21 protein-coding genes and 1 pseudogene are annotated in these 21,943 nt (G+C 71.5%); 9 read left to right on the forward strand and 13 right to left on the reverse strand.

The features are described from left to right. Positions 1-268 precede the first annotated feature (268 nt). The 6 genes from ABD907_RS08630 to ABD907_RS08655 all read right to left on the reverse strand — a co-directional run bounded on the left by ABD907_RS08630 (position 269) and on the right by ABD907_RS08655 (position 7,293). The gene (locus ABD907_RS08630) at positions 269-775 is read right to left on the reverse strand and encodes a VOC family protein (protein ID WP_345215840.1); all 507 of its coding nucleotides are present in this window, start codon (positions 773-775) and stop codon (positions 269-271) included. 50 nt (positions 776-825) lie between these two features. Next, positions 826-2,919: an iron ABC transporter permease gene (locus tag ABD907_RS08635; RefSeq protein WP_345215841.1), complete on the reverse strand. Its 2,094-nt coding sequence runs from the start codon at positions 2,917-2,919 to the stop codon at positions 826-828. After that, a complete protein-coding gene (locus tag ABD907_RS08640; protein WP_345215842.1) occupies positions 2,916-3,908 on the reverse strand; it encodes an ABC transporter substrate-binding protein in 993 nt (330 codons plus the stop codon). The genes ABD907_RS08635 and ABD907_RS08640 overlap by 4 nt, the downstream gene beginning before the upstream one ends. Before the next feature lie 25 nt (positions 3,909-3,933). Next, entirely contained in the window at positions 3,934-4,776 is an 843-nt protein-coding gene (locus ABD907_RS08645; RefSeq protein WP_345215843.1) for an ABC transporter ATP-binding protein, read from the reverse strand. Positions 4,777-4,871: 95 nt separating this feature from the next. Then, on the reverse strand, positions 4,872-6,473 hold the full coding sequence (locus tag ABD907_RS08650; RefSeq protein WP_345215844.1) for a DNA polymerase Y family protein: 1,602 nt from the start codon (positions 6,471-6,473) through the stop codon (positions 4,872-4,874). A gap of 1 nt (position 6,474) precedes the next feature. Next, positions 6,475-7,293 carry a hypothetical protein gene (locus ABD907_RS08655; protein WP_345215845.1) on the reverse strand — a complete coding sequence of 273 codons (819 nt, stop codon included), beginning with the start codon at positions 7,291-7,293 and terminating at the stop codon, positions 6,475-6,477. Positions 7,294-7,500: 207 nt separating this feature from the next. Here ABD907_RS08655 and ABD907_RS08660 point away from each other — a divergent pair, with 207 nt between their 5' ends. Both ABD907_RS08660 and ABD907_RS08665 read left to right on the forward strand, forming a co-directional pair. Beyond that, the gene (locus tag ABD907_RS08660) at positions 7,501-8,028 is read left to right on the forward strand and encodes a YbhB/YbcL family Raf kinase inhibitor-like protein (RefSeq protein WP_345215846.1); all 528 of its coding nucleotides are present in this window, start codon (positions 7,501-7,503) and stop codon (positions 8,026-8,028) included. A 74-nt stretch (positions 8,029-8,102) separates the two neighbouring features. Next, on the forward strand, positions 8,103-8,630 hold the full coding sequence (locus ABD907_RS08665; protein WP_486334064.1) for a YbaK/EbsC family protein: 528 nt from the start codon (positions 8,103-8,105) through the stop codon (positions 8,628-8,630). An 11-nt stretch (positions 8,631-8,641) separates the two neighbouring features. Here ABD907_RS08665 and ABD907_RS08670 read toward each other — a convergent pair whose 3' ends face one another. Beyond that, positions 8,642-9,241 carry a dihydrofolate reductase family protein gene (locus tag ABD907_RS08670; RefSeq protein ID WP_345215847.1) on the reverse strand — a complete coding sequence of 200 codons (600 nt, stop codon included), beginning with the start codon at positions 9,239-9,241 and terminating at the stop codon, positions 8,642-8,644. 112 nt (positions 9,242-9,353) lie between these two features. Between ABD907_RS08670 and ABD907_RS08675 the strand changes: the two genes are divergently transcribed. Both ABD907_RS08675 and ABD907_RS08680 read left to right on the forward strand, forming a co-directional pair. Beyond that, the gene (locus tag ABD907_RS08675; RefSeq protein ID WP_345215848.1) at positions 9,354-10,559 is read left to right on the forward strand and encodes an AAA family ATPase; all 1,206 of its coding nucleotides are present in this window, start codon (positions 9,354-9,356) and stop codon (positions 10,557-10,559) included. Between the two features lie 25 nt (positions 10,560-10,584). Then, the gene (locus ABD907_RS08680) at positions 10,585-11,046 is read left to right on the forward strand and encodes a tRNA (cytidine(34)-2'-O)-methyltransferase (RefSeq protein WP_345215849.1); all 462 of its coding nucleotides are present in this window, start codon (positions 10,585-10,587) and stop codon (positions 11,044-11,046) included. Here the strand turns inward: ABD907_RS08680 and ABD907_RS08685 are convergent. Further along, positions 11,028-11,303 (reverse strand): DUF2277 domain-containing protein, encoded by a 276-nt coding sequence (locus ABD907_RS08685; RefSeq protein WP_345215850.1) that lies wholly within the window; start codon positions 11,301-11,303, stop codon positions 11,028-11,030. The genes ABD907_RS08680 and ABD907_RS08685 overlap by 19 nt on opposite strands. Positions 11,304-11,463: 160 nt before the next feature. On the opposite strand from ABD907_RS08685, the gene ABD907_RS08690 reads away from it, so the two are divergent. Then, positions 11,464-12,708 (forward strand): MFS transporter, encoded by a 1,245-nt coding sequence (locus ABD907_RS08690; RefSeq protein ID WP_345215851.1) that lies wholly within the window; start codon positions 11,464-11,466, stop codon positions 12,706-12,708. Positions 12,709-12,884: 176 nt separating this feature from the next. Here ABD907_RS08690 and ABD907_RS08695 read toward each other — a convergent pair whose 3' ends face one another. From ABD907_RS08695 to ABD907_RS08710, 4 genes are all read right to left on the reverse strand, one after another. Beyond that, positions 12,885-16,898, reverse strand: a complete 4,014-nt coding sequence (locus tag ABD907_RS08695; RefSeq protein ID WP_345215852.1) for an LPXTG cell wall anchor domain-containing protein — start codon at positions 16,896-16,898, stop codon at positions 12,885-12,887. A gap of 249 nt (positions 16,899-17,147) precedes the next feature. After that, a complete protein-coding gene (locus ABD907_RS08700; RefSeq protein ID WP_345215912.1) occupies positions 17,148-17,294 on the reverse strand; it encodes a DUF4913 domain-containing protein in 147 nt (48 codons plus the stop codon). Positions 17,295-17,303: 9 nt separating this feature from the next. After that, positions 17,304-17,759 carry an MmcQ/YjbR family DNA-binding protein gene (locus tag ABD907_RS08705; protein ID WP_345215853.1) on the reverse strand — a complete coding sequence of 152 codons (456 nt, stop codon included), beginning with the start codon at positions 17,757-17,759 and terminating at the stop codon, positions 17,304-17,306. 34 nt (positions 17,760-17,793) lie between these two features. Continuing rightward, on the reverse strand, positions 17,794-18,519 hold the full coding sequence (locus ABD907_RS08710; protein WP_345215854.1) for a GAP family protein: 726 nt from the start codon (positions 18,517-18,519) through the stop codon (positions 17,794-17,796). 118 nt (positions 18,520-18,637) lie between these two features. On the opposite strand from ABD907_RS08710, the gene ABD907_RS08715 reads away from it, so the two are divergent. From ABD907_RS08715 to ABD907_RS08730, 4 genes are read left to right on the forward strand one after another with little or no spacing between them, the layout of a single operon-like run. Further along, entirely contained in the window at positions 18,638-19,909 is a 1,272-nt protein-coding gene (locus ABD907_RS08715) for a sensor histidine kinase (protein ID WP_345215855.1), read from the forward strand. Continuing rightward, complete coding sequence (locus tag ABD907_RS08720; protein ID WP_345215856.1) at positions 19,906-20,565, forward strand: response regulator; 660 nt, start codon at positions 19,906-19,908, stop codon at positions 20,563-20,565. Before ABD907_RS08715 ends, ABD907_RS08720 begins: the two co-directional genes overlap by 4 nt. A gap of 51 nt (positions 20,566-20,616) precedes the next feature. Beyond that, positions 20,617-21,129 (forward strand): helix-turn-helix domain-containing protein, encoded by a 513-nt coding sequence (locus tag ABD907_RS08725; RefSeq protein WP_345215857.1) that lies wholly within the window; start codon positions 20,617-20,619, stop codon positions 21,127-21,129. Continuing rightward, complete coding sequence (locus ABD907_RS08730) at positions 21,126-21,674, forward strand: DUF6036 family nucleotidyltransferase (RefSeq protein WP_345215858.1); 549 nt, start codon at positions 21,126-21,128, stop codon at positions 21,672-21,674. The genes ABD907_RS08725 and ABD907_RS08730 overlap by 4 nt, the downstream gene beginning before the upstream one ends. 76 nt (positions 21,675-21,750) lie before the next feature. Here the strand turns inward: ABD907_RS08730 and ABD907_RS08735 are convergent. Next, a pseudogene (locus ABD907_RS08735) lies at positions 21,751-21,903 on the reverse strand (TrmH family RNA methyltransferase); the annotation flags it as partial. Between the last annotated feature and the right edge of the window lie 40 nt (positions 21,904-21,943).

The raw sequence follows: 21,943 nt of genomic DNA on the forward strand, positions 1-21,943 counted from the left end.
AGCCGCGGCCAGGCTCCACGCACCCGCCGCGGGTCCACCCCGTGGTCGGTGTCGGTGAGGCTGAGCGCCGCCCAGTAGTGCAGATGGGGCTCCGCGAGCCGCCCGTACGGGTAGCTGATCCCGTGGCTGCGCAGCTCGCGCCGGTTCGCGTGCAGCCGCGACTGGACGTACGTCGTGCCGGACTTCGGGGCTCCGACGTGCAGGTGAACGCGCCTCGGCATGGCGCACACCATGGCACAGGCCGCTGTGACCGTCGCGGCACCGCAGGTCAGCCCTCCGGAGCCTCGATGCCCATCTCTCGCAGGTTCTCGGCCTCGGTGCTGCTCGCGTCGTACGGTTTCGCCGCCGTCATGGTCACCCGGGCGTTCTCCGGTGTGACGATCTCCAGCTCCACCGTGTTCCACGGCATGTGCTGAGGTCCGGTCGTGGAACCGGGCAGCAGCTCCTCGCACGCGGCCGCGGTCTCGTCGACCTGGCTCAGCACGCACGAGAAGTACACGTTCAGCGCCGGCGCCTCGACAGCACGGTCCCCGGTCACGAGGAGGACGTCCTGGAACGTCCAACGGCGCAGGTGCGTGATCTGACCGGGGATGGAGAAGATCTCGAAGAATCCGAGCCCCCGGATCCAGAAGTCGACCGACGCCGCCAGGTCCGCCGTCGGGATCCTGACGAACGTCGGCATCCCGTAGATGCCGCGGAACGGCTCCGGCGGCTCGGCGTGGGGTCCGGGGATCGGCACGGGGCCTGTGTCGAAGGCAGGGAAGGTGTCGGTCATGGTGTCATCGTGGCGGCCGGCGCCACGTCAGCCGCAACCTTTTTCGGTCCTCAGGCACGCTCCCTGCCTCGGGTCCGCCACAGCAGATACACGAAGTACGGCGCACCGACGAGCGCCGTGATGATGCCGGCCGGGATCTGCCCCGGGGAGATGACGGTGCGGCCGACGGTGTCGGCGACGCTGACGAGCAGGGCACCGAGCACGGGAGCCACGAGCAGGACGTGCGTGTGGCGGCCGCCGACCAGCGCCCGCGCGGCGTGCGGGGCGACGAGACCGACGAACCCGACGACGCCTACCGCACCGACCGCCGTCGACGTCAGCAGCGCCGCCGCGACGAGAAGCAACATCCGCGTGCGCTCGAGATGTACCCCGAGCACGCGCGGGACGTCGTCGTCCAGGGACAGCACGTCGAGGTCGCGGGTACGGCGGGCCACGAACGGGATCATGACGGTCAGCGCGACGACGACCGGGATCATCTGGGACCAGATCCGCCCGTAGGTCGAGCCCGAGAGCCAGGTCAGCGCGAACGCGACGTTCCAGGGGTCGGCGACGATGACGATCGCGGTGGTCAGGGCGCCGGCACCGGCCGCGAACCCGATGCCGACGAGGACCAGTCGGTCCGAGTTCAGGCCACGCCGGTACGAGGCGAGGTAGACGATGGCGAACGCGATCAGTGCGCCCGCCGCCCCGGCCAGGGTGACGCCCCACACGCCCGCGCCGGGCAGCAGGGTGAGGGTGCCGACGGCGCCGACCCCGGCGCCGGCCGTGATACCGAGAGTGCTCGGCTCGGCGAGCGGGTTGCGCGCGACCCCCTGGATGACCGTGCCCGCGAGGCCGAACGCAGCCCCGGCCAGGACCGCGCCGAAGACCCTGGGCGAACGCTCCGTGACGGACGCGGTCACGATCCTTCCGGCGTCGCCCATGACGTAGTTGACGAGGTCGCCGGTGAGCATCAGCCGGTCGCCGAGCAGCATCCCGGCCAGCGCGGCACCGGCGAGCAGCACCAGCAGCACGGTGGCGAGGACGACGGTCCAGCGCGTGGTGCGTGGCCGGCCGGACGCGGCGGCACCGGTGCGACGGGTCGCGCCCGAGTCACGCAGGCGACGGGCCAGCACGATGAGCACCACGGCCCCGAAGATCGAGGTGACCACGCCGGTGGGAACCTCGACACCGGCGGCGCCGCCGAGCACGGCTCGCAGCAGCACGTCGGCCCCGAGAACGACGATCACCCCGGCGAGGCCGGCGAGCGGCAGGAGGGCGCGGTGACGCTGCAGGCCAGGGACGAGCGGCGTGAGCAGGCGGACGATCGCCGGGGCGCACAGGCCGACGAAGCCCACCGGACCGGCGACCGTGACGGCCGCCGCCGACAGGAACACCGAGACCAGGACGGCGGCGACGCGGGTCTGCAGGACCGGTATGCCGAGCACCGACGCGGCGTCGTCGCCGAGGGCGAGCAGGTCGAGCCGGTGCGCGATGAGCAACGCGGCTATCAGGCCGAGCACGACGGCGGGCGTCACGCGAGCCACCGACTCCATGCCGGACTGGACGATGGAGCCGCTCCCCCACGCGTACAGCCCCGTGGTCTCCTCCTCCTTGAGGACGAGCAGCAGCATCGTCATGGCCTGTATCGCCAGGGAGATCGTCGCGCCGGCCAGGATCAGGCGGGTCGGTCCCGTGGCGCCGCCGCGGGCCAGCAGGAGCACCAGCGCGGCACCGCCGAGGCCGCCGACGAAGGCGAGCACGCCGCTGAGGGCCAGCGGGAGGGCGAGACCGGCGGCGGCCACGACGGTGATGGCGAAGTGGGCGCCGGCGTTGACGCCCATGGTGTCCGGCGACGCGAGGGGATTGCGCGCCACGGACTGCAGCACGGCGCCGGCGACGCCGAGGGCGAGCCCGACGAGGATGCCGGCCAGCAGCCGCGGGAGCCGTGAGGCGACCAGGATGGCGACCGCCTCGTCCTCGCCCTGGCCGAGCAGTGCTCGGGCGACCTCGCCGGCCGCCAGGCCCGCCGTGCCCTGGGACAGGTGGACGGCCCCGAGCACGAGGATGAGCACGCAGGCGGCCCCCGCGACGGCCAGCACGCCCACGCCGCGCACAGCCCGGCCCTGCGCGGCCGGCGGCGCCGGGGCCACCTCGGTGGTCACGCGGTGAGGGCCTCCACGACGGCGGTGACGTACTGCTCGGCGGACCGCGGGCCGCCGAACATCCAGATGCCGTCGGGCAGCCGGTGCACGTTCCCCGCCTCGACGAACGGCAGCCCGTTCCACACGGCGTTGCCGGCCAGCCCTTCGGTGAACGGGTCCGGCTGGGCAGAGTCGTTTGCGATGTAGAGGAAGTGCACGTCGCCGAGCTGGGTCAGCCCCTCGACGTCGGTGCTCTGCAGTCCGTAGACGGCGTCACCCTCACCCTCCCAGGCGTTGACGAGACCGAGCTCGCCGGCAAGCGCGCCGAGCAGCGAGCCCTGCGTGAACATGCGGATGCTGACCGCGCCGCCGTCCTGCCAGCCGTCGGCCATGGCGAACTTCGCGTCCTCGAGGCCGGCCTCGGCCAGCGCGGCGCGCCCGTCCTGGATGGTGGCGTCCAGATCTGCGAGCAGCTGCTCGCCCTTGTCCACGGTGCCGGTCGCCTCCGCGAGGACGTCGACGGTGCGCTCGAGGTGGCCGAGCGGGTCGTCCGCGTTGGAGCCCTTGAGCGCCACGACCGGCAGGCCGACGTCCTCGAGCTGGTTGATGATCGTCTCGGGCAGGTCCGTGGTGGTCACGACGAGCTCGGGGTCCAGGCCGATGATCGCGTCGACCGACGGCTCGCCGCGGGTGCCGACGTCGACGACGCCCTCGTCGAGCTCGACGGCGTCGTTCCACGTGCCGAAGCCCTCGACGTCGGCGACACCGACCGGCATGACACCGAGTGCGACGAGGTTCTCGGCCAGGCCCCACTCGAGCGCCACGACCTCCTCGGCCGGGGCGTCGAGCTCGACGGTCTCGCCGCGGTCGTCGACCACGCTGACGGCTTCACCCCCGCCGCTGCCGGCCTCCTCGCTCGCCGGGTCCGTGGCGGCGGGAGCGGTGGTTCCGCACGCGCCGGTGAGGCCCAGCAGGAGGGCCGCGGGCACAGCGAGAAGAGAGCGTCGCATGGGGGTCCTGTCGATCGTGGGCGGTTCAGGCGGTGGCGAGCGCCGGGTGCGTGGCGCGGGTGTGGTGGCGGCTGACCGGCCGGGTCATGAGCTTGCCGGTGACCGGGTCCTCGGCGACGGCGATGGCGATGCCGTAGGCGTCGGTGAGCAGGTCGGCGGTGAGCACTTCCTCCGGCGTGCCGACGGCGCGGATCCGGCCGTTGGCCAGCAGGGCGACGTGGTCCGCGACGGCGGCGGCGTGGTCGAGGTCGTGCAGGACGACGCCGATGGCGACACCCTCGTCCTCGGCCAGGTCCCGCAGGAGGTCCAGCAGCTCCCACTGGTAGCGCAGGTCGAGGTAGGTGGTCGGCTCGTCGAGGAGCAGGACTCCGGTGCGTTGCGCCAGGCAGGTGGCGAGCCAGACGCGCTGGAGCTCACCGCCGGAGAGCTCGTCGACGTTGCGGCCTGCCATCGAGGCGACGCCGGTGACGTCCATGGCCCAGTCGATGGTGGCCGGCCCGTCGGGGTCCGTCCGGCGCCAGCGGCTGGCGTACGGATGCCTCCCGTACCCGACGACGTCACGCACCCGCACGCCGCTGGGCGTGGGGTGGGACTGAGAGAGCAGGGTGACCCGGCGAGCGAAGGCCGTGGGGGTCATGGCGAGGGCGTCGTCGTGACCGTCGAGGACGACGGCGCCCGCGTCCGGCCGGTGGAGCCGGGCGAGCGAGCGCAGCAGCGTGGACTTGCCGCTCCCGTTCGGTCCGACGAGGGCGGTGATCGCGCCCGCGCCGAGGGTGATCCCGGCGTCGTGGACGACGGGCTCACCGTGGTAACCGAGGGTGAGACCGGCTCCTTCGAGCGGCGGTCCACCAGCCTGCTGATTCGTCACGAAGGTGAGGCTAGCCTTACCTCTGCCCCGATGGGAAGTTTTACGTCACAATCCCGTGCCGGAATTCTGCTGGGTGAGACGGCTGAAGCACAACTTCAGTCGTAGACTCCCTCGACGCACCAGGCGCCGCGCTCGAGGGCGAGCAGCAGGGCCGGCACCCCCTCGGGGACCACCTGGACGTAGGCACGCCGTCGGCCCTGCTCGGACCACCACCGCTCGGTGCCGTGCCACGGACCGGCCCAGGCCAGCAGCGGGTACTCCCCCGCCCGCACGACCGGAGCACTCTTCCCTGGCGGCGGCACGAGCACCCGGGTCGGTGTGGAGCTGGCCGTCCCGCGCGCGTCCACTCGCACGTCCCCGCCGCCGGCGTCGAGCAGCCGGACGGGCACCGGCTCGGTGGGCACGGTCGCCGGCCACGGGGCCGGCAGCTGCCCAGGCCACGGGGCGTCGGTGCGTCGCAGGGGTGCGGCGTCGTCGCCCCAGGCCACCATCCGGGCCGCACCGCGGGGGTCACGTCCGCCCTGCAGCACCGGCACGAGGATCCCGTCGGCCCCGAGCAGGCCCTGCACGCGCAGGGCGGCCCGGCCGGCCTGGGCCTCGCCGCGTCGGGCGCGTCCCCACAGCCCGTCCTGCACGACCCCGGCGGGACTGACCTCCTGGGCGAGGAGCTCGAGGCGGGTCAGCGGCGCGGAGGGTGGGCGGCCGCTGCGGCCGGACAGCCATCCCTCGAGCTGCCAGCGCACCCGGTCGGTCAGCTCGGCGGCGGTCGGCGTGCCGTCGATGCTCCAGGTGCGGACCAGCTCCGTGCCGTCCTCGGTGCGGGCCGCCACCCGCAGGCGGGCGCAGACGACGCCGCGTCGCAGCATCCGCTCGGCGAGCTGCTCGGCGAGCGAACGTGCCACGAAGGCGGCGACGTCGGAGCGCTCGGCGGGCGGGTCGAGCTCGGTGGCTGCCAGGACGTCGTCCTCCGGGCGGTGGGTGGAGGGCGGGAAGGTGTCCAGGCCCCGGGCGAGCCGGTGCGCGGCCAGCCCGTGGGCGCCGAACCGGGCTGCGACGTCGCCCGCCTCCAGGGCGGCGAACTCGCCCAGGGTCCGCAGACCCAGGCGGCGCAGCAGGTCCACCAGCTCGGCCGTCCGGGCAGCCGCCTGCCGGGTGCTGAAGGCGAGGGTGAGCGTGCCGACGTCCTGCCCGGCCAGGAACTCCGCGGAAGCCTCGGACGGCACGAGGACGCCGGCGCGGGCGGCGAGCATGGCGGTGAGCAGCCCGTCACCGATGCCGACCTGGCACTCGGCGCCGGTCTCGGTGGCCACCGTCCCGACCAGTGCCTCGGCCAGGGCGTCCTCGGACCCGACGTGCCGGGCGGGCCCGTGCGCGAGGAAGACCACCATGCCGGGGCGGACCACCGCCACCTCGGCGACGACGGTCTCCGCCGCCTGCACGAGCGGCTCGAAGGCGCGTGCGTCACGCACCTCGTCGGTGGGCAGCAGCACCAGCTCGGGGCAGATCTGCTGGGCGCTGCGCCGGCGCATGCCGCGGCGGACCCCGGCGGCGCGGGCGGGCGCCGAGGCGACGAGGACGCCCCGGGCGTCGTGCACGGCGACCGGCACCTGCGGATCGACGAGCCCCTCGGCGACGGCCGCGGTCACCGGCCAGTCGGGCATCCACAGGACGGCGCGTCGTGCGGCGGGGCCGGTCACCTCACACCGCCCTCAGCAGCGGCGGAGCCTCCGGATGGCTGGGGTGACTGGGGTGGCTGCCGGGCTCGCCGCGCAGGCCGTCCGCCCCCACGCGGACGCGGACCTCACGCAGGCCGGACGCCGCGGCCCGGCCGGTGGAGCGCACGGTGAGCCCTTGGTCGACGAGGTGCCCCCACCCCTGGCCGAGACCCTCCCACCCGGTCCTGGTGGCCCGGAGCACCAGGTGCGCGCCGGGCCACTCGTGGGTGCTCAGCAGCACGGCGCCCCGGGTCCGCACGCGGGTGGCGAGCGAGCGGCGGCCCCGTTCCCCCAGCGCCGGGCACCGCCCGACGACGAGCACGTCGAACCCGTCGGCGAGCGCCCCGGCCACCGCGGCGGCGTCCGGTCCGGGGTCGGGCACGACGGCGACCCGGTCCAGGGCGAGCCCGGCCCCGTGGGCGGCCCGCCAGCCGATGTGGGGCATGGCGGCGAGCGCGCACCAGCCACCGTCCGTGGCGGCGGCCGCGGCCAGGGAGAGCAGCACCGAGGTGGATCCCGACACCTGGACCACGGACCCGCCGGCCAGCGCACCGCCGGGGAACAGGGACGTCAGGACCGGCGGGACGGGCAGGCTCCGGTCGTCGGCGCCGGGAGCGGGATCGACCTGCCCGGGCGGAGCCTGATCGCCCGGGGACGTGAGTGTGGGGCTCGTGCTCAGCCCTGGCCCGCCCAGCCGGGTGCGCAGGCCGGTGGCGGCCTCTGCCTTGGCCAGGGCGGCGCGCGCGGCGGCCAGCCTGGCGTCGGGCCCCGGATCCGAGACGGCGGTGAGAGCGGTACCCAAGGCTCCTCCTCCCAAGCTGCATCGAACGCACGTTCGAGTTCGTCCAGTGAACGTCCGCCGGGACCCGATGTCAACCGGGCTGATCACCACCCTGAGTCTGCTGGCACCCGCCCACATCCGGGGGCCAGGACATGGGCTCATGCGTGCCTGCGAGCGTCACGGGTCGTAGGTTGGGACCCGCCACCAATCCACGACGGAAGGACCGCTGTGAACCTCGAGCGCCCACTCGCCCAGGACCCGTACGAGAAGCTCCCGACCGTGCCGTCGTTCACGCTCACGTCCACGGACCTGACGGATGGCGAACCACTGCCCGCCGTGCACGCGAAGGACGGCGGGAACGTGTCCCCGCAGCTGTCGTGGTCCGGCTTCCCGGAGGAGACCAAGGGCTTCGTCGTCACCTGCTTCGACCCGGACGCGCCCACGCCGTCGGGCTTCTGGCACTGGACCGTGGTCGACATCGCCCCCGACACCACCTCGATCGAGCAGGGCGAGGGCGAGTCTGACCTCATGCTCCCCGGCGCCGCCTTCCACCTGCGCAACGACGGCGGCACCCACGCCTACACCGGCGCCGCCCCGCCCCCCGGGGACCGGGCGCACCGGTACTACTTCGCGGTGCACGCCATCGACACCGAGACTCTCGAGCTGGGAGAGGACGACACCCCCACCAAGGCGGCCTTCCAGACCGTGTTCCACACCCTGGCCCGGGCGACCCTGACGGCCACCTACCAGCAGTGAGCACCGAGGTCGACGAGCCGCTGCCGGAGCCCACGCCCCTCGGCGAGGGCGGTGACGTCTCCTACGGCAGCCTCGTGTGGAGTCCCGTCCCGGCCCGCCGGGACCTCCTGGCCGAGTCCGTGCTCGCCGCCGTCGACGCCCTGCCGCCGGACGTCGCGAAGTGGATCCGCGTCGCCGAGATCGATCCCGACCTGGCGGACACGGCCGCGATGACGCAGGAGTACAACGTGCCGCTCGCGGCGTCGTCGAACTGCGTCGTCGTGGCCGGCAAGCGGGCCGGGGAGGAACGCGTCGCGGCGTGCGTGGTCCGTGCGACCACCCGCGCGGACGTCAACACGTCGGTCCGCAAGCTCCTCGACGTGCGCAAGGCCTCGTTCTGGCCCACCGACCGGGCGGTCGAGGCCTCCGGGATGGAGTACGGCGGCATCACGCCGATCGGCCTGCCGTCCGAGTGGCGGCTGCTGCTGGACGAGCGGGTGGTGAGCGGGCCGTCGATCATCGGCTCGGGCGTGCGGCGCTCGAAGCTGCTGCTGCCCGGCGGGGTGCTCACCGCGCTGCCCGGCGCCGAGGTCGTCGAGGGCCTGGGGCGCCCCGTCGGCTGACGCTCTGAGGCTCAGCGGCGGACGCGGCAGCGCAGGTGCAGCACCCGGTCGCCCTGGACCACCTGGTCCGGGTCCTCGAGGAGCACCGTGCCAGGGTGGCTGCCGAAGAACCGCTTGCCCTCGCCGAGGATCACCGGGGCGACGTCCATCGACACCTCGTCCACCAGACCGGCCGCGAACGCCTGCCCGCCGACGTCGCCCGCGGACACGCACACCAGGCCGTCACCGGCGCGCTCTCTGGCGACCGCGATGGCGGACTCGACGGAGTCGGCCGTGCAAAACGGCGCGTCCGGGTGCTGCTCGAGCCACTCGTCCGGCAGCGGCCGGTGCGTGACGACGACGAGCTCCTCACCGGCGGCGGGCACACCGTTCCACCCGTTCGTGAGGTCGAACAGGTGGCGGCCGACCACCTGGACCCTGACCGCGTCCCAGAACGGCTGGACGTAGTCCGCGGATGCGCGGCTGACGTGGAACGTCCAGCCCTCGGTCTCGTTGACGCTGACCGCCACGTCGCCGTTGCCGTACCAGTCGAAGAGCGGTCCGACCGTGTCGTCGGGGTAGGCGATGTAGCCGTCCATCGAGACGACTGCCTGCATGACGACTCGGGACATGCGACCTCCTTTGTAAACCGGTTGGTTGACTACCAGTATCCGCCGGTACGGCGCGTTGCCAACCAATCGGTTGACTGTCGTCGTGTCTGTGGCGTGCCCTACCGTCCATGACGTGCTCTCCACCGTCGCCGTCCGCGGCTACCGCTCGCTGCGGGACGTCGTGATCCCGCTCGGGGCGCTGACCGTGGTGACCGGCTCGAACGGGTCCGGGAAGTCGAACCTCTACCGCGCGCTGCGGCTGCTCGCGGCCACGGCCCGGGAAGGCGCCCCGGCGGCCCTGGCGTTGGAGGGCGGACTGTCCTCGGCGCTGTGGGCGGGCCCGGAGCAGGGCGGTGGCGGCGAGGGCACGGTGCGCAGGCGGCCGGTGCGGGTCGAGCTCGGCTTCACCGGAGAGGACACCGGCTATGCCGTGGCGCTCGGCCTCCCGCAGCGGCCGGACCCGACGGACCGGATCGCGATGCTCTTCGCCCGCGACCCGGAGGTGAAGGAGGAGTCGGTCTGGGCCGGGCAACTGCCTCGACCGGCATCGATGCTCACCGAGCGTCGCGGCCCGCACGTGCGCACCCGCGGGGACGGCTGGGAGACGTTGACCGCCTCGGCCCGCCCGCACGAGTCCATGCTCGAGGCCGGCGCCGATCCCGAACGCGCGCCGGAGCTGGTCCGCCTGCGGGAGGAGCTGCGCTCCTGGCGGCTCTACGACCACCTGCGCACCGACCCCGGCGCGCCCGCGCGGGCACCGCGTCCGGGTTCGCGCACATCCGCGCTGGCCGACGACGGAGCGGACCTGGCCGCTGCCCTCGCCACGATCATGGACATGGGCAGGTCGGCCGAGCTTCAGGACGCCGTCGAGCACGCTTTTCCCGGCTCCCGGCTCGACGTCGCCGCCGGCGACGGCCTCTTCGAGGTGCTGCTGCACCAGCCCGGGCTGCTCCGGCCGCTGCGTGCGGCCGAGCTCTCCGACGGGACGTTGCGCTACCTCATGGTCACGGCCGCTCTGCTCACCCCGCGGCCGCCCCAGCTCATCGTGCTCAACGAGCCGGAGCAGTCGATGCACGTCTCGTTGCTGCCCGCCCTGGCCCGGATGACCGCACGGGCGGCGCGCGGCGCGCAGGTGATGGTCGTGACCCACTCGACCGAGCTGTCCGAGGAGCTCGAGCGGGCGGCCGCCGACGAGGACGGTGACGGTGACGGTGACGGTGACGGTGAAGGCGACGACGACCGCCGAGTGGTCACGATCGAGCTGACGAAGGAGCACGGCGAGACGGTCGTCGTCGGGCGGGAGGGGCCGCTCGACGGACCGGCGTGGCGCTGGCCGTAGCCCCGGCAGTGAGACGATAGCCGGCGTGTTCCACGTCGTCTTCTACGAGCCCCGGATCCCACCGAACTCCGGCAACGCCATTCGCATGACGGCGTGCACCGGTACGTCCCTGCACCTGGTCGAGCCGCTGGGCTTCGAGATGACGGACGCCCATCTGCGGCGGGCCGGCCTCGACTACCACGACCTGGCCCACGTCGTCGTGCACCCGGACCTCGACGCCGCCCTCGCCGCGCTGCCCGGACGAGTGTTCGCGTTCACCGGGAAGGCGTCCCGCAGCTTCGCGGACGTGGCCTACGAGGAGGGTGACGTCCTGCTCTTCGGCCCGGAACCGTCGGGCCTGCCGGATGAGGTGCTCGCCGACGAGCGTCTGACGGACCGCCTGCGCATCCCGATGGTGGCGGGAGTCCGTTCCCTCAACCTGGCGAACGCCGCCGCCGTCGCCGTCTTCGAGGCGTGGCGGCAGCACGACTACGCCGGCTCGGCGTAGCGCTTGCGGGCCCGCTCGCGTGCCTTCTCGGCCTCGGTCTCGCGGTCCTTGGGCGGCGCGTTCGTCACCAGGGAGTCCAGCAGGTGCTCGGTGATGTGGGCGACCTCGTGGACGGCCTTGTCGAAGGCCTCCTGGTTGGCCTGCGACGGCTTGGTCATCCCGGAGACCTTGCGGACGTACTGCAGGGCGGCCGCCTGCACCTCGTCGGAGGTGGCCGCGGGCGCGAAGTTGTGCAGGGTTCGGATGTTTCGGCACATGGCGACAGGATCCCACGCAGCGTGACGCCGGGAAAGGGCCCCGTATCGGCTCCCGGTGTATTGACCTCACGGACGGCCGCCGGTAGTGTCTACCTCCCCCTAGAGACGACCTCGGTCGAGCTAGTGGGTGGGGAAACCCATCCAGGCTCGAAAGGTCGTCATGTCGCACGAACCACTCCTCGCACACCGCGACTTCCGCTTGCTGCTGCTCGGGCAGACGACGGCACAGCTCGGCACGCAGGTCAGCGCCGTCGCGATCCCGCTGCTCGCAGTCGTCACGCTGCACGCGTCCAGCCTCGAGGTCGGCATCATCAACGCCGCCTCCACGGTCGCGTTCGCCCTCATCGGCTTGCAGGCTGGTGCCTGGCTCGACCGGGTCCCGCGCCGCGGCGTCCTCATCGTGAGCGACGTACTTCGCGCAGTGCTGCTCGCTACGATCCCGGTCGCCTGGTGGCTCGACATGCTCACGATCGCCCAGCTGGTGATCGTGTCCTTCCTGGTCGGGTTCGCCCGCGTCTTCTTCGACGTCGGATACCAGAGCTACATCCCCTCGGTGATCGGCAAGGACCGCGTGCTCGCCGGCAACTCGGCCATGGAGTTCCTCCGCGCCTCCGGACAAGTCGCAGGCCCCGGGCTCGGCGGTGCCCTCGTATCCGTGTTCGGCGCGGCGCTCGTGGTGCTCGTGCAGGCCGTGACGTTCGCCGTCTCCGCGGTCACGTTGCTCGCGATCCGCACGCGTGAGTCCTCCGACCCGGCGCCCGGGCCGCGGCCGAGGATGCGATCCCGGATCGCAGAGGGACTGCGGTTCGTCCTGCGCAACCGTGTCCTTCGTGCCACGGCGATCGTGAGCGCCACCGGCAACTTCTCGTTCGCCATGGCCTCCGCGGTGACCATGATCTTCATGGCGCGCGAGCTCGGCCTGTCGGCGACCGTGATCGGCCTCGTCATCGCAGGCGGTTCACTCGCCGTGATGCTTGGCTCGGCGCTTACGCCACGGTTGGCCAAGGCCATCGGCTCGGCTCGCGTCATCTGGGTCGCGCTCGCTCTGACCGCGCCGCTCACGCTGCTCACACCGCTGGCTCGGCCCGGGTGGGGCGTGATCTTGGTCGTGCTCGGCATGGCCGCCGGTGAGCTCGGGCAGATCGTCTACGCGATCACGAACATCAGTCTGCGCCAACGGCTCACACCGGACCGGCTGCTCGGCCGGGTCAATGCCACGATGCGGTTCCTCATCATGGGGCTCTTCCCGCTCGGAGCGATCATCGGCGGGACACTTGGCCAGCTGATCGGCGCGCGCGCCACCCTCGTCGTCGTCGGCGTGCTCGTCGTGCTGAGCCCCATCCCGCTCTGGCTTGCGCTGCGCGGCATGCGCGACGTCGAGGAGCTGCCGGCGTGGGACTCATGATCCGCTCAGGGTCGAGGTTCGCCAGAGTGCGCGGACCATCCAGCCAGCCGGCGCATTAGATTGCTCTCCCCGGCGTGGCCACCCACATCGCTTCGTCATACCTCACCGTGCCTCAGTTGCAGACGGGTCTGCCCTGCCACCCCTGGGGGTCGGTGGCAGGGCAGCCCGCTATTGCCTCACCTGGTCTGCCGTCGGCGGATGGCGAGGATCACTGTGCCGGCGATGATCAGCAGGACAGCGGCGCTGGCGTAGATCCAGGCGTCGGTTCCTGTTTCCGGGAGCGACGGTGGTGGCGGCGGGTCGTCCGGGTCGTCCGGGTCGGCGGGCGGGTCCTCGGCCACGGGTGGGGCGCAGGCCTCATCGGTGGCGGTGAGGCCGTTGTGCCCGATCCCGGCGGTGTTGGCGAACCCGCCCGGCTGGTCGGTGCCCGGCTCCGGGCAGGTGAACGTCGAGGCGTCCGTGTCGTCGGTGTCGACGGTGGCGGTGACCTGGACCCGGTAGGTGTGGGTCTCACCCGCGGGCAGGGCCACGTCTTCGGCGACCACGTTGGCGGCATCGCTCTCGGCGCCCTGCCCGGTCCAGTCCTCGAGGGCGCTCACCCCGCCGGGGGTGGCGACCACCTGGGCGTCGGTGACGGTGATGCCGGTGCCGTACCGCAGCCGGTCGGTCAGGTCGTACACGCCCTCGACCGCGCCGGTGTTGACGGCGTCGATCTCGTAGGTGATCGACCAAGCCCCGTCACCGTCCTGGGTGGGCTCATCGACGATGGACTTGTCGATCTCGATCGAGGGGATCTCGGCGCAGGCCTGGTCCTCCTCGACCTCACCGGTCGCCTCCGTCATCACCGAGGTGTTGTTGAACGCCGTGTCACTGTCGCCACCGTCGGGGCACCGGGTCGGGTCGGAGTCATCGCCCGAGCCCGCGCCGGTCAGCTGCAGCGGCACGTCCGCGACCACGGTCAGTTCATACACGTGCGGCGCGTAGCCCTGGTCGTCGCTGCCGGGCAGCGGTACACCCGTCGCGATGGTCGGGTTGTCCTGGCCGTCCCATTCCGGGTCCTCCAGCGTCACTGCGTCCGGTGCGTCTGTCACCGTGGCCGAGTCGATCGTGGCCTGGTCGGTGAAGTGCAGGGTGTCGTCCAGGCTGTAGGACGTCGGGTGCGTGGAGGTGTTGGTCACCTCGATGCCGTACACGACCTCCCACTGCCCGCCACCAACCGGAGTAGCCGAGACCAGGGTCTTGTCGTGGGTGGGGTCCCCGTCGACCTCGAACCCGGCCGGGTCGCAGTTGATCTGGACCGGCGTCTCGACGTCATTGGGCTGGTTCTCCGGCGCGATGGTGGCGCACGCCTCGTTGATGACCGTCTCCGGACCGTCCTGACCCAGGACGATCTCAAACTCGCGGAACTCGGTCTCGCCGACGGCAAGCTCATCGATGACGAACGAGCCGAGCTGTGGCTGCTGGTCGTCCGAGACCTCGACATCGGTCAACACGCCCTGCCCGGTGTTCTCCACCCCGATCCGGTACCGGACCGTGTCCCCGTCCCGGAACAGCGGATAGTCCGCGACGTCGTTCGCGTCGCGCCACACACCCTCGGCGTCCTGCACATACTTCTTCAGCGACGCCGAATAGTAGGTGCCCATCGTCAACGGCTCGGACGTGCGCATCACCAGCTCGGTGTGCTCCGCGATCGCCTGCGCCCGGTTGACCCACACATCACCCGGCGCCGCGCCGTCCGGCTGGATGTTCACCTGGAAAGTAGACGTCGCGCCCGGGGCGAGCTCGCCACCGATCACCCGGATGGCCGTCGGGTTGGCCACGGGCGTGGTCGACCAGCCGACCGTGTTACCGGTCGGGTCTCCGGCCGCACCGTTGGAGGCGTCGGCCGGGTCGTCCGAGAGGTCCGCCACCGCGGCGGTCGTGTAGTACACCGTCGCACCGGCCGGCGCGTCGACACTCGTCACGTCGTAGCTGCCCGAGTAGTCCGTCCCGCGGCCGTCACCGTTGTACGGGAGGATGTCGATCGTGTCCGTGAACGCCTGCGGCAACGGATCCTGCGACCGCAGCGTCACCGTCCATGACCCGGCTTCATCGCTCCCGTCACCGTCCGGGTTCGCGATGAACCACTGATCCGTCGTCTTCGCGATCAGCGTCGACCCCGTCGTCGAGACCGTCACCTGGGCGTCGTCGCTGCGTGCCAGTCCGCCGTAGGACGCCTCGGCCGTGTTGGTCAGGACGTCGCCCGGTGTGACGGAATCGTCCGCCTCGGCCTGGTACGTCAACGTGTTCTCGGTGTTGGTGGGCACACCGTCGATGGTCCAGGTGAGGACCTCGCGGCCCTGGTTATCGGTCGAAACCGTCGGGGCCGGATCCGCGGAGCCGTCCACGTAGCTCATTCCCAGCGGGAGGGTGTCCACGAGCTCGTAGCCGTCCACGGTCGGCGGGACGCCGCCGGCACCGTTGGCCGAGTACGTCAGCGTGTACGTCGCAGGCACTCCGGGCCGGACGACGGACCGGTCCACTGCCTTGTCGACCGCCGGGGTCGCCGACACCACGTGCAGGACGTCACGCGACACGTGGGTGTGCGGGTAGCGGGCATCCGGGATGGTCTGGCGCGGCCTGTGTACCTGCGAGACCCAGACGCCGTCGCCGCGCAACGGCGTGCCCCAGGACCAGATGTCCTGACCGATCGGCGCGGTGTCCTTGATTGTGACGACCGCGTTCATCCGCTCCCGGCCAGGGCTCGCGATGACTTGGGAGGCCGGGTACACCGCACGGACTGCCTTCACGGTCGACAGATCGTCCGGCGGGCTTGTCACCCAGCCACCACCGCCGGTCGTGCTGTTGCCGCCGATCCCGCAGTCGAACGCGTTCGGGTCGTAGGCCGTGTTGCCCGGCGCCGGGTCGACCGTCGGGTCAGTTCCGACGTAGTACTGCACCGGGTAGGAACCGAATCCGGACCCGTACGCATCGACGAGGGTCACGTACCGCGAATCGAGGATCTCGCACACGCCGAAGAGGCCGTCGGGAGCGGCGTCCGCGTAAGCCCGAGCGTCGACGCTCATGCCCTGGCGCACCTCGGTGCCCCGGGAAACCTGGTAGCTGTTGTCCCAGGACGTTCCCCCTGCCCCGGTGTACGCGCGATCCCAGGCGCTGCTGAACCCACCGGGAAAGCTGATGTGCTTGCTGGAGACGTTGTTGGACCCGTCGTCGGTGTCGGTCGCATCGCTGCCGGGTGCGTCGTAGTCGGGTGCGTCGGTGGTCAGGGTGGTCCCGGTCTGCGTCGTGGTGGCGATGCGGAAGGTCACCGAGCCGCTGGCCACCGCCAGCCGGTCGGCCGGCAGCACCGCATTGGTCGAGTCTCGGGTGGGTACATCGGTCAGGGAGTAGTCGATGTCGGTCAGCGTCAGCGTGAACTGCCCCGCCGTTCCGGTGGATGTCAGCGAGCACGTGCCGACAAACGGCGCCGTGTTCTCGTCCGGGTGAGCACCACCGGACCACGGGTGACCGGGAGCGTTGCCCTCGCTGAACGCCGAGCAGGCGTCCGGCGCGACGGTCACCGCGGAGTCGTTCTCCGTGTCCACGTCGACGATGTACGAGACCGAGTTCGGACCGGCCTCCGAGCCACTGTCCAGGAACAGCGTCCACTGGTAGTCCACGTCGACGTACCCGTCGCCGAAGACCAGATTCGACGTCGGTGTCTCCCACGCCATGTCCATACCGAACTCGTTGACGATCTCGATCGGGTCCAGGTCCGCGGTCGCACCGTCGATCGTCCCGGTCCCGGTGATGGAGGACCCGGTCGGACCCTCGGCGAGTATCGGGGTCTGCAGCACGTGGGCGCTTCCCTGGTCCTGCGTGCCGAGGTTGCAGACCAGCGTCCTGCCGTCGTCGGAGATGCTCGACGGCGGTGTGACGTCTGAGGTCAGGCAGCTGTCGGGCAAGGCCTGGAAGGTGCCGTTGTCGATCGTCAGGGTGAAGTTGACGTTGTCGACCGGGTCGTTCGACGGCGCCTCCGCGTCATCGTTGACGTTGACCCGCCACTCGGCGTTGACCACGTCACCGGAGGCGACAGTGGCGGGTGTGTCGTCCACCCACCGCGCCGTGATCTCGTACACCGGCGCGGCGACGGCTGGCGCGGCCAGGGCTGCTCCTGCGCCGAGCACACCGACCAGCAAGGCCGTCACCATGCTGACCCACCGGCGCAGCGCAGTTGAACTGGTAGGGCGCCGCCGCGCAGATGCGCTCACAGTCGACCGCTCAGGTGTTTTAGCCACGACGCCCCCCATGCGGACTGCGCCACCGCAGTCCGAAAGATTTCACTCGACCGTGTACCGGTTTAGCGCAAAGAGCATCTGGCTGGCCGCGCATGACCTGGTGGGCGGTGAATTTCACCCTCCGTTTCACCCTCGACATGGTGCGATATCGAGGCTGCCGGCTCATGGGTAACGAAACGCGGCATAAAGGATCGGTTCGTCGCGGTCGTTGGTGTCCTTGACGCCGTGGAAGATGCCGTCGGGCTCCATCAGGGCGGGCATGTGGTGGTCGGCGTGGTCTCGCCACCACACGCTGGCGCCGGTGGCCAGGTCGAGAGGTCAGGCAGGGCTGAGCCCACGGGCCGCGGGACCGCCGTCGGCGTCGAGGCGGGCGACCCGGCTTCGGCCGGCGACCTGCCGGTAGGAGGCGTCGAGCAGCTCGGCGATCTCCTGCCAGTCCACGTCCTCCGGCGCCGTCCCGCCGTCGGCGAGGTCGATGCCGATCCAGCCGGACGGCACGTAGTACGCGGGCACGAACACGCGCGGGTCCGCGGCGAGGGCCAAGCGGTCGTCCTCGTCGGGCAGCAGGACCAGCCCGTGCGGGTACATCACGCGGGTGGCGGCCGGGCCCTTCGTGCCCGAGCCGTACACCGCGAAGACCTTGCCGGAAGCACCGGCCCGGAACTGCGGGCGCCCGTGCCCGACCTGCTCCTCGGCGTCCGGGAACTCCAGCGCCACCCGGCGTAGCCGGACCAGGTACGGATCGTCGTCGTCGAACATGATCGGGTGTGGCATGGATGTCAGCGTAGAGGCGAGCGAGTAGCGCGTCTCAGAAGATGCGGAAATGGACGCCGGGGAGCTGGTCGGCGCCTTCGCTGAGCAGTAGGAAGCCCAGGATGCCGACGATCCACGGCATCCAGTCCCCGGCCGATCTGGTCAGCCAGTCGTTGATCCGCACCAGCAGCGGCTGCACGACCCGGTGGGCGACGAGGCGTAGCGCCAGCAGCATCAGGGCGGGCACGATCATCACCAGGCAGTACGCGGCCAGCACGCCGAGGTGCGCGGCGGGCGGCAGGTCGGCGTCGGTCATGACCCCGATGGCGACGAGGTAGGGCAGCATCGACGCGACCTCGGCCGCTGTTGCCGTCAGCGCCAGGGCCATCAGCGGCCGCGCCGAACCCGACTCGGCGCTCATCACCCGGTCGCGCCAGCGCAGCAGTCGTCCGCCGCCCTCCTTGTTCCTTCCCACCTTGCGGCGCCGGTCGATCAGGAACGCCGCCACGATGAGCGCGGCACCCGTCACCACGAGCACTGCGGCGCCGGCGTCGGTCTCCGTCCACGCCTGGATGTCGGTCAGGAACAGGCCGGCGCCCACCGAGAGCAGCAGGCCCACCACGAAGTAGAAGCCAGCGACGGTGCCGAGGTAGACGAGCAGCCGTCCCGGTCGTGGCCGACCGCTGACCAGGAGCAGCCAGATGGGGATGAGCAGGGTGCCGAAGCTGGTCGAGTCCGCCAGGGCGAGCAGACCCAGCAGGCCCACGGTAGAGAGGTCCATAGCGTGACCCTCTCGCGTCCTGCCACGTCCGTGTGTCCGGCCGACGATGCAGGTCGCGGGCGAATCCGTACATCGTTCGGACTACTCGCCGGCACGCCGGGTGTGCTGGGATCTCGTCATGACCCCGAGCCGGAATGCGGATAGACCGGACGCCGAGCACGTCCCGTCCGCGATCGACGACTGGGTCCTCCCCCGCCTGCCGTACCGGTCCTTCCGGGGCGACGTGGCGATGAGCGTCGGCATCGTGCTGCTCGGTGTCCTGGTGGCGTTCACTGTGTTCGGCCGTTGGGCTCCGGAGGACGACCGCTCGGTCATCGTAATGGTGGCGGCACTGGTCTCTGCCGGTGCGCTGCTGCTCAAGCGGCGCCTGCCGGTCCTCGCGGTGGGCGTGATCGCAGGCATGCTGATCGGAGAGGCGGCGCTGACCGGCCGAGGCACGAACCTGGCCGTGCTCATCGCACTCTTCGACGCGCTCTACGCGACGGCACTGGTGGGGTCTCGGCGCGAGCGGACGATTGTGACCCTGGCATGTGCCGTCGCCTCCGTGGCGGTGCTGGTGCTCAGCACCGGTTCGGTGGCGGAACGGGTCCAGTACGCGCTCTCCGCGGTGGCCCTCCTCGGCACTCCGCTGTTCATCGCTACGGCGAGCCGGCAGCGGGACGCGCTGGTGCAGGCGGAGAAGGCTCGCGCCGGGGCCGAGGCCGCCCGGGCGGACGCCGTGGTCCGGGCCGCCGTGGCGGAACGTGAGCAGGCGGTGCGCGCCGAGCGCGCGACCCTGGCCCGGGACCTGCACGACGCCGTGGCGGCGCACCTGTCCGCCATCGCGCTGCAGTCGGGCGCAGCGGTCGCGCAGGCCGGTGCGGGCGGCAGCTCCATGCGGGCGGTGCGCGAGTCCAGCCTCGAGGCGCTCAGCGAGCTGCGTCAGCTCATCGACGTGCTCAGCGCCGACGATCCCGGTGAGCTGCCGCTGAGGGTGCCGCCCGGGCTCGGGGAGACGGAGATCCTGCGGGCCGATGCGCAGCGGCTCGGCATCGACCTCGTCCTCGACGTCGACGTGCCGCGCGAGGCGCTGACGACAGCGACCTCCCGCGTCCTCATGCGGATCGCCAAGGAAGCGCTGGTCAACGCCGCTCGTCACGCTCCCGGGAGCGCGGTGACGGTGACGGCCCGGGCGGGTCTACGCGAGGTCGTCCTGAGGGCCGTCAACCGCCTGACCGACCCAGGTACGGGCGGAGGCGCCGGGCTCGGCACCGGGTTGGGGACCGTGATCATGGCCGAGCAGGCCTCCGCCGTCGGCGGCGTCTGCCGTGCCGGGCCCGGCGACGACGGCACGTGGGTCGTGCGGGCCGAGGTGCCCAGGCACGTCCCGGCCCAGGCGGTGGTCTCGTGAACGAGGACGAGAACGGCGTTAGGGTCGTGCTGGCCGACGACCACGCGGCGGTGCGGGCCGGCCTCGGCGCGGTGCTGGCGGCCGATCCCGGCATCAGCGTGGTCGGCGAGGCCGCCGACGGCCGCGCCGCCGTCATCCAAGCCCGGGCACTGCGGCCGGACGTGGTGCTGATGGACCTGCGCATGCCGGGTGTCTCCGGGGTGGAGGCGACGGCGGAGATCGTCGGTGCGGGCCTCGCCACCGTCCTGGTGCTGACGACGTTCGACATCGAGGAGTACGTCGACGGTGCCCTGGAGGCGGGCGCCGCCGGCTATCTGCTCAAGACCGTCGAGCCGGCCGACCTCGTGTCGGCCGTCCGGCGGGTCGCCGCGGGCGACGGCGTCCTCGCCCCGGAGGTGACGCGCCGCGTGCTGCAGCGGTTCCGCGAGCGCCGGGCGGCGCCGCCGCCCGTCCCGCCCGCGGCCCTGGAGGAACTGACGGCGCGCGAGCGCGAGGTCCTGGCGGGGCTCGGCCATGGGCTCTCGAACGCCCAGCTCGCCGACCAGCTGGGCATCTCGGAGGCCACCGCCAAGACGCACGTCTCCCGGGTCCTGACCAAGCTGGACCTGCCCACCCGGATGCGTGCCGCCGTCGTCGCGCGGGACGCGGGGCTGTGAGCAGGTCCAGCGACTGTTGTGTTTTTGGTGTTTGCGCCTATCATGGAGTCCATGCACGACGACTGGCTCAGCACCGGAGACGTGGCCGCGATTCTCGGAGTCTCGCGTCAGCACGTCGTCGATCTCTGCGACCGTGGTGAACTGATCTGCACCAAGGTTGGGGCTCACCGCCGGATCCGCCGTCGTGATGTTGCGCGCATGACGAAGCCGAGCGTCACGCGTGAGCAGGAGAAGTCGCTCTGGCTCCACCGCGCGCTCCTCGGCGCGCTCATGGTCGACCCCCGTGGCGTGCTGCAGGCGGCGAAGGACAACATCGCCACTTGGAAGACCATGCATCGTCCGGACGGCATGACCGTGCGCTATCTCGACCAGTGGCAGGGCGTGATCGAGGATGGCGTTCACGAGGTCGTCGAGGTCCTGACGGGTATGGACGAGCAGTCGTCGGAGCTGCGGCAGAACAGCCCATTTGCGGGCGTTCTTCCGGATGAGGAGCGCCGACAGGTCCTGCGCGCCTTTCGCGAGCACTGGGAGAGGGAACACGGCCCGGTCGGTACGGCGGCATGAATCGCCAGCAACTCGCGCACATCCTCAGAGCATCGTGCGATATCACGGGCGACAAAGATGTCCTCGTCATCGGTTCGCAGTCGATCCTGGGCTCGCACGACGAGGATGAGCTCCCTGTCGAGGCGACGGCCTCGATAGAGGCCGACATCGCCTTCCTCGACGATCTCGATCGGGGTAAGGCCGACGACGTCGAAGGTGCGATCGGCGAGTTCTCTACATTTCAGGCAACCCACGGCATCTACGCTGAGGGCGTTCACCTCGAGACCGCTGTTCTCCCGGACGGCTGGCGGAACCGACTGGTCAGCTGGGACCTCGTCTCCTCGGCTCCTGCAGAGCCGCACTTCCTCGAGGCGCACGATCTCGCCGTTTCTAAACTGGCGGCAGGCCGCGATAAGGACAAGGCGTTCGTCGATGCTCTGATCAGGCACGCCCTGCTCGATGTGCAAACGCTGCGCGAACGCAACGATTTGCTGGCTGGCGATCATCAGGTCCATAAAAACCGGATACGCACCTTCCTCGACCTCTACAGCGACTCCGTCGGATGAGTTCATCCAATTCCCGGAGAGAGGCCTCCATGCGGCAGGTACAGCGGCTGGCCAGCCGCGGAGCCGACGACAGCCGCTATCGCGTGGCCCAAAACGCGACGGCAGAAGCAGCTGCGACGTTGAGCGAGTCCACTGCGCCCGAGCGCACGACGACGTCGGCGGCCTCGACCGTGGCCCGACCCAGGCCGTCGCCGTCGGCGCCGAGCACCGTCGCGATCCTCGAGCCCGGCGGCGGAGCGGATCATGGCACCGACATTGGAGAGTCGAAG

This window comes from Georgenia halophila (genome assembly GCF_039541595.1).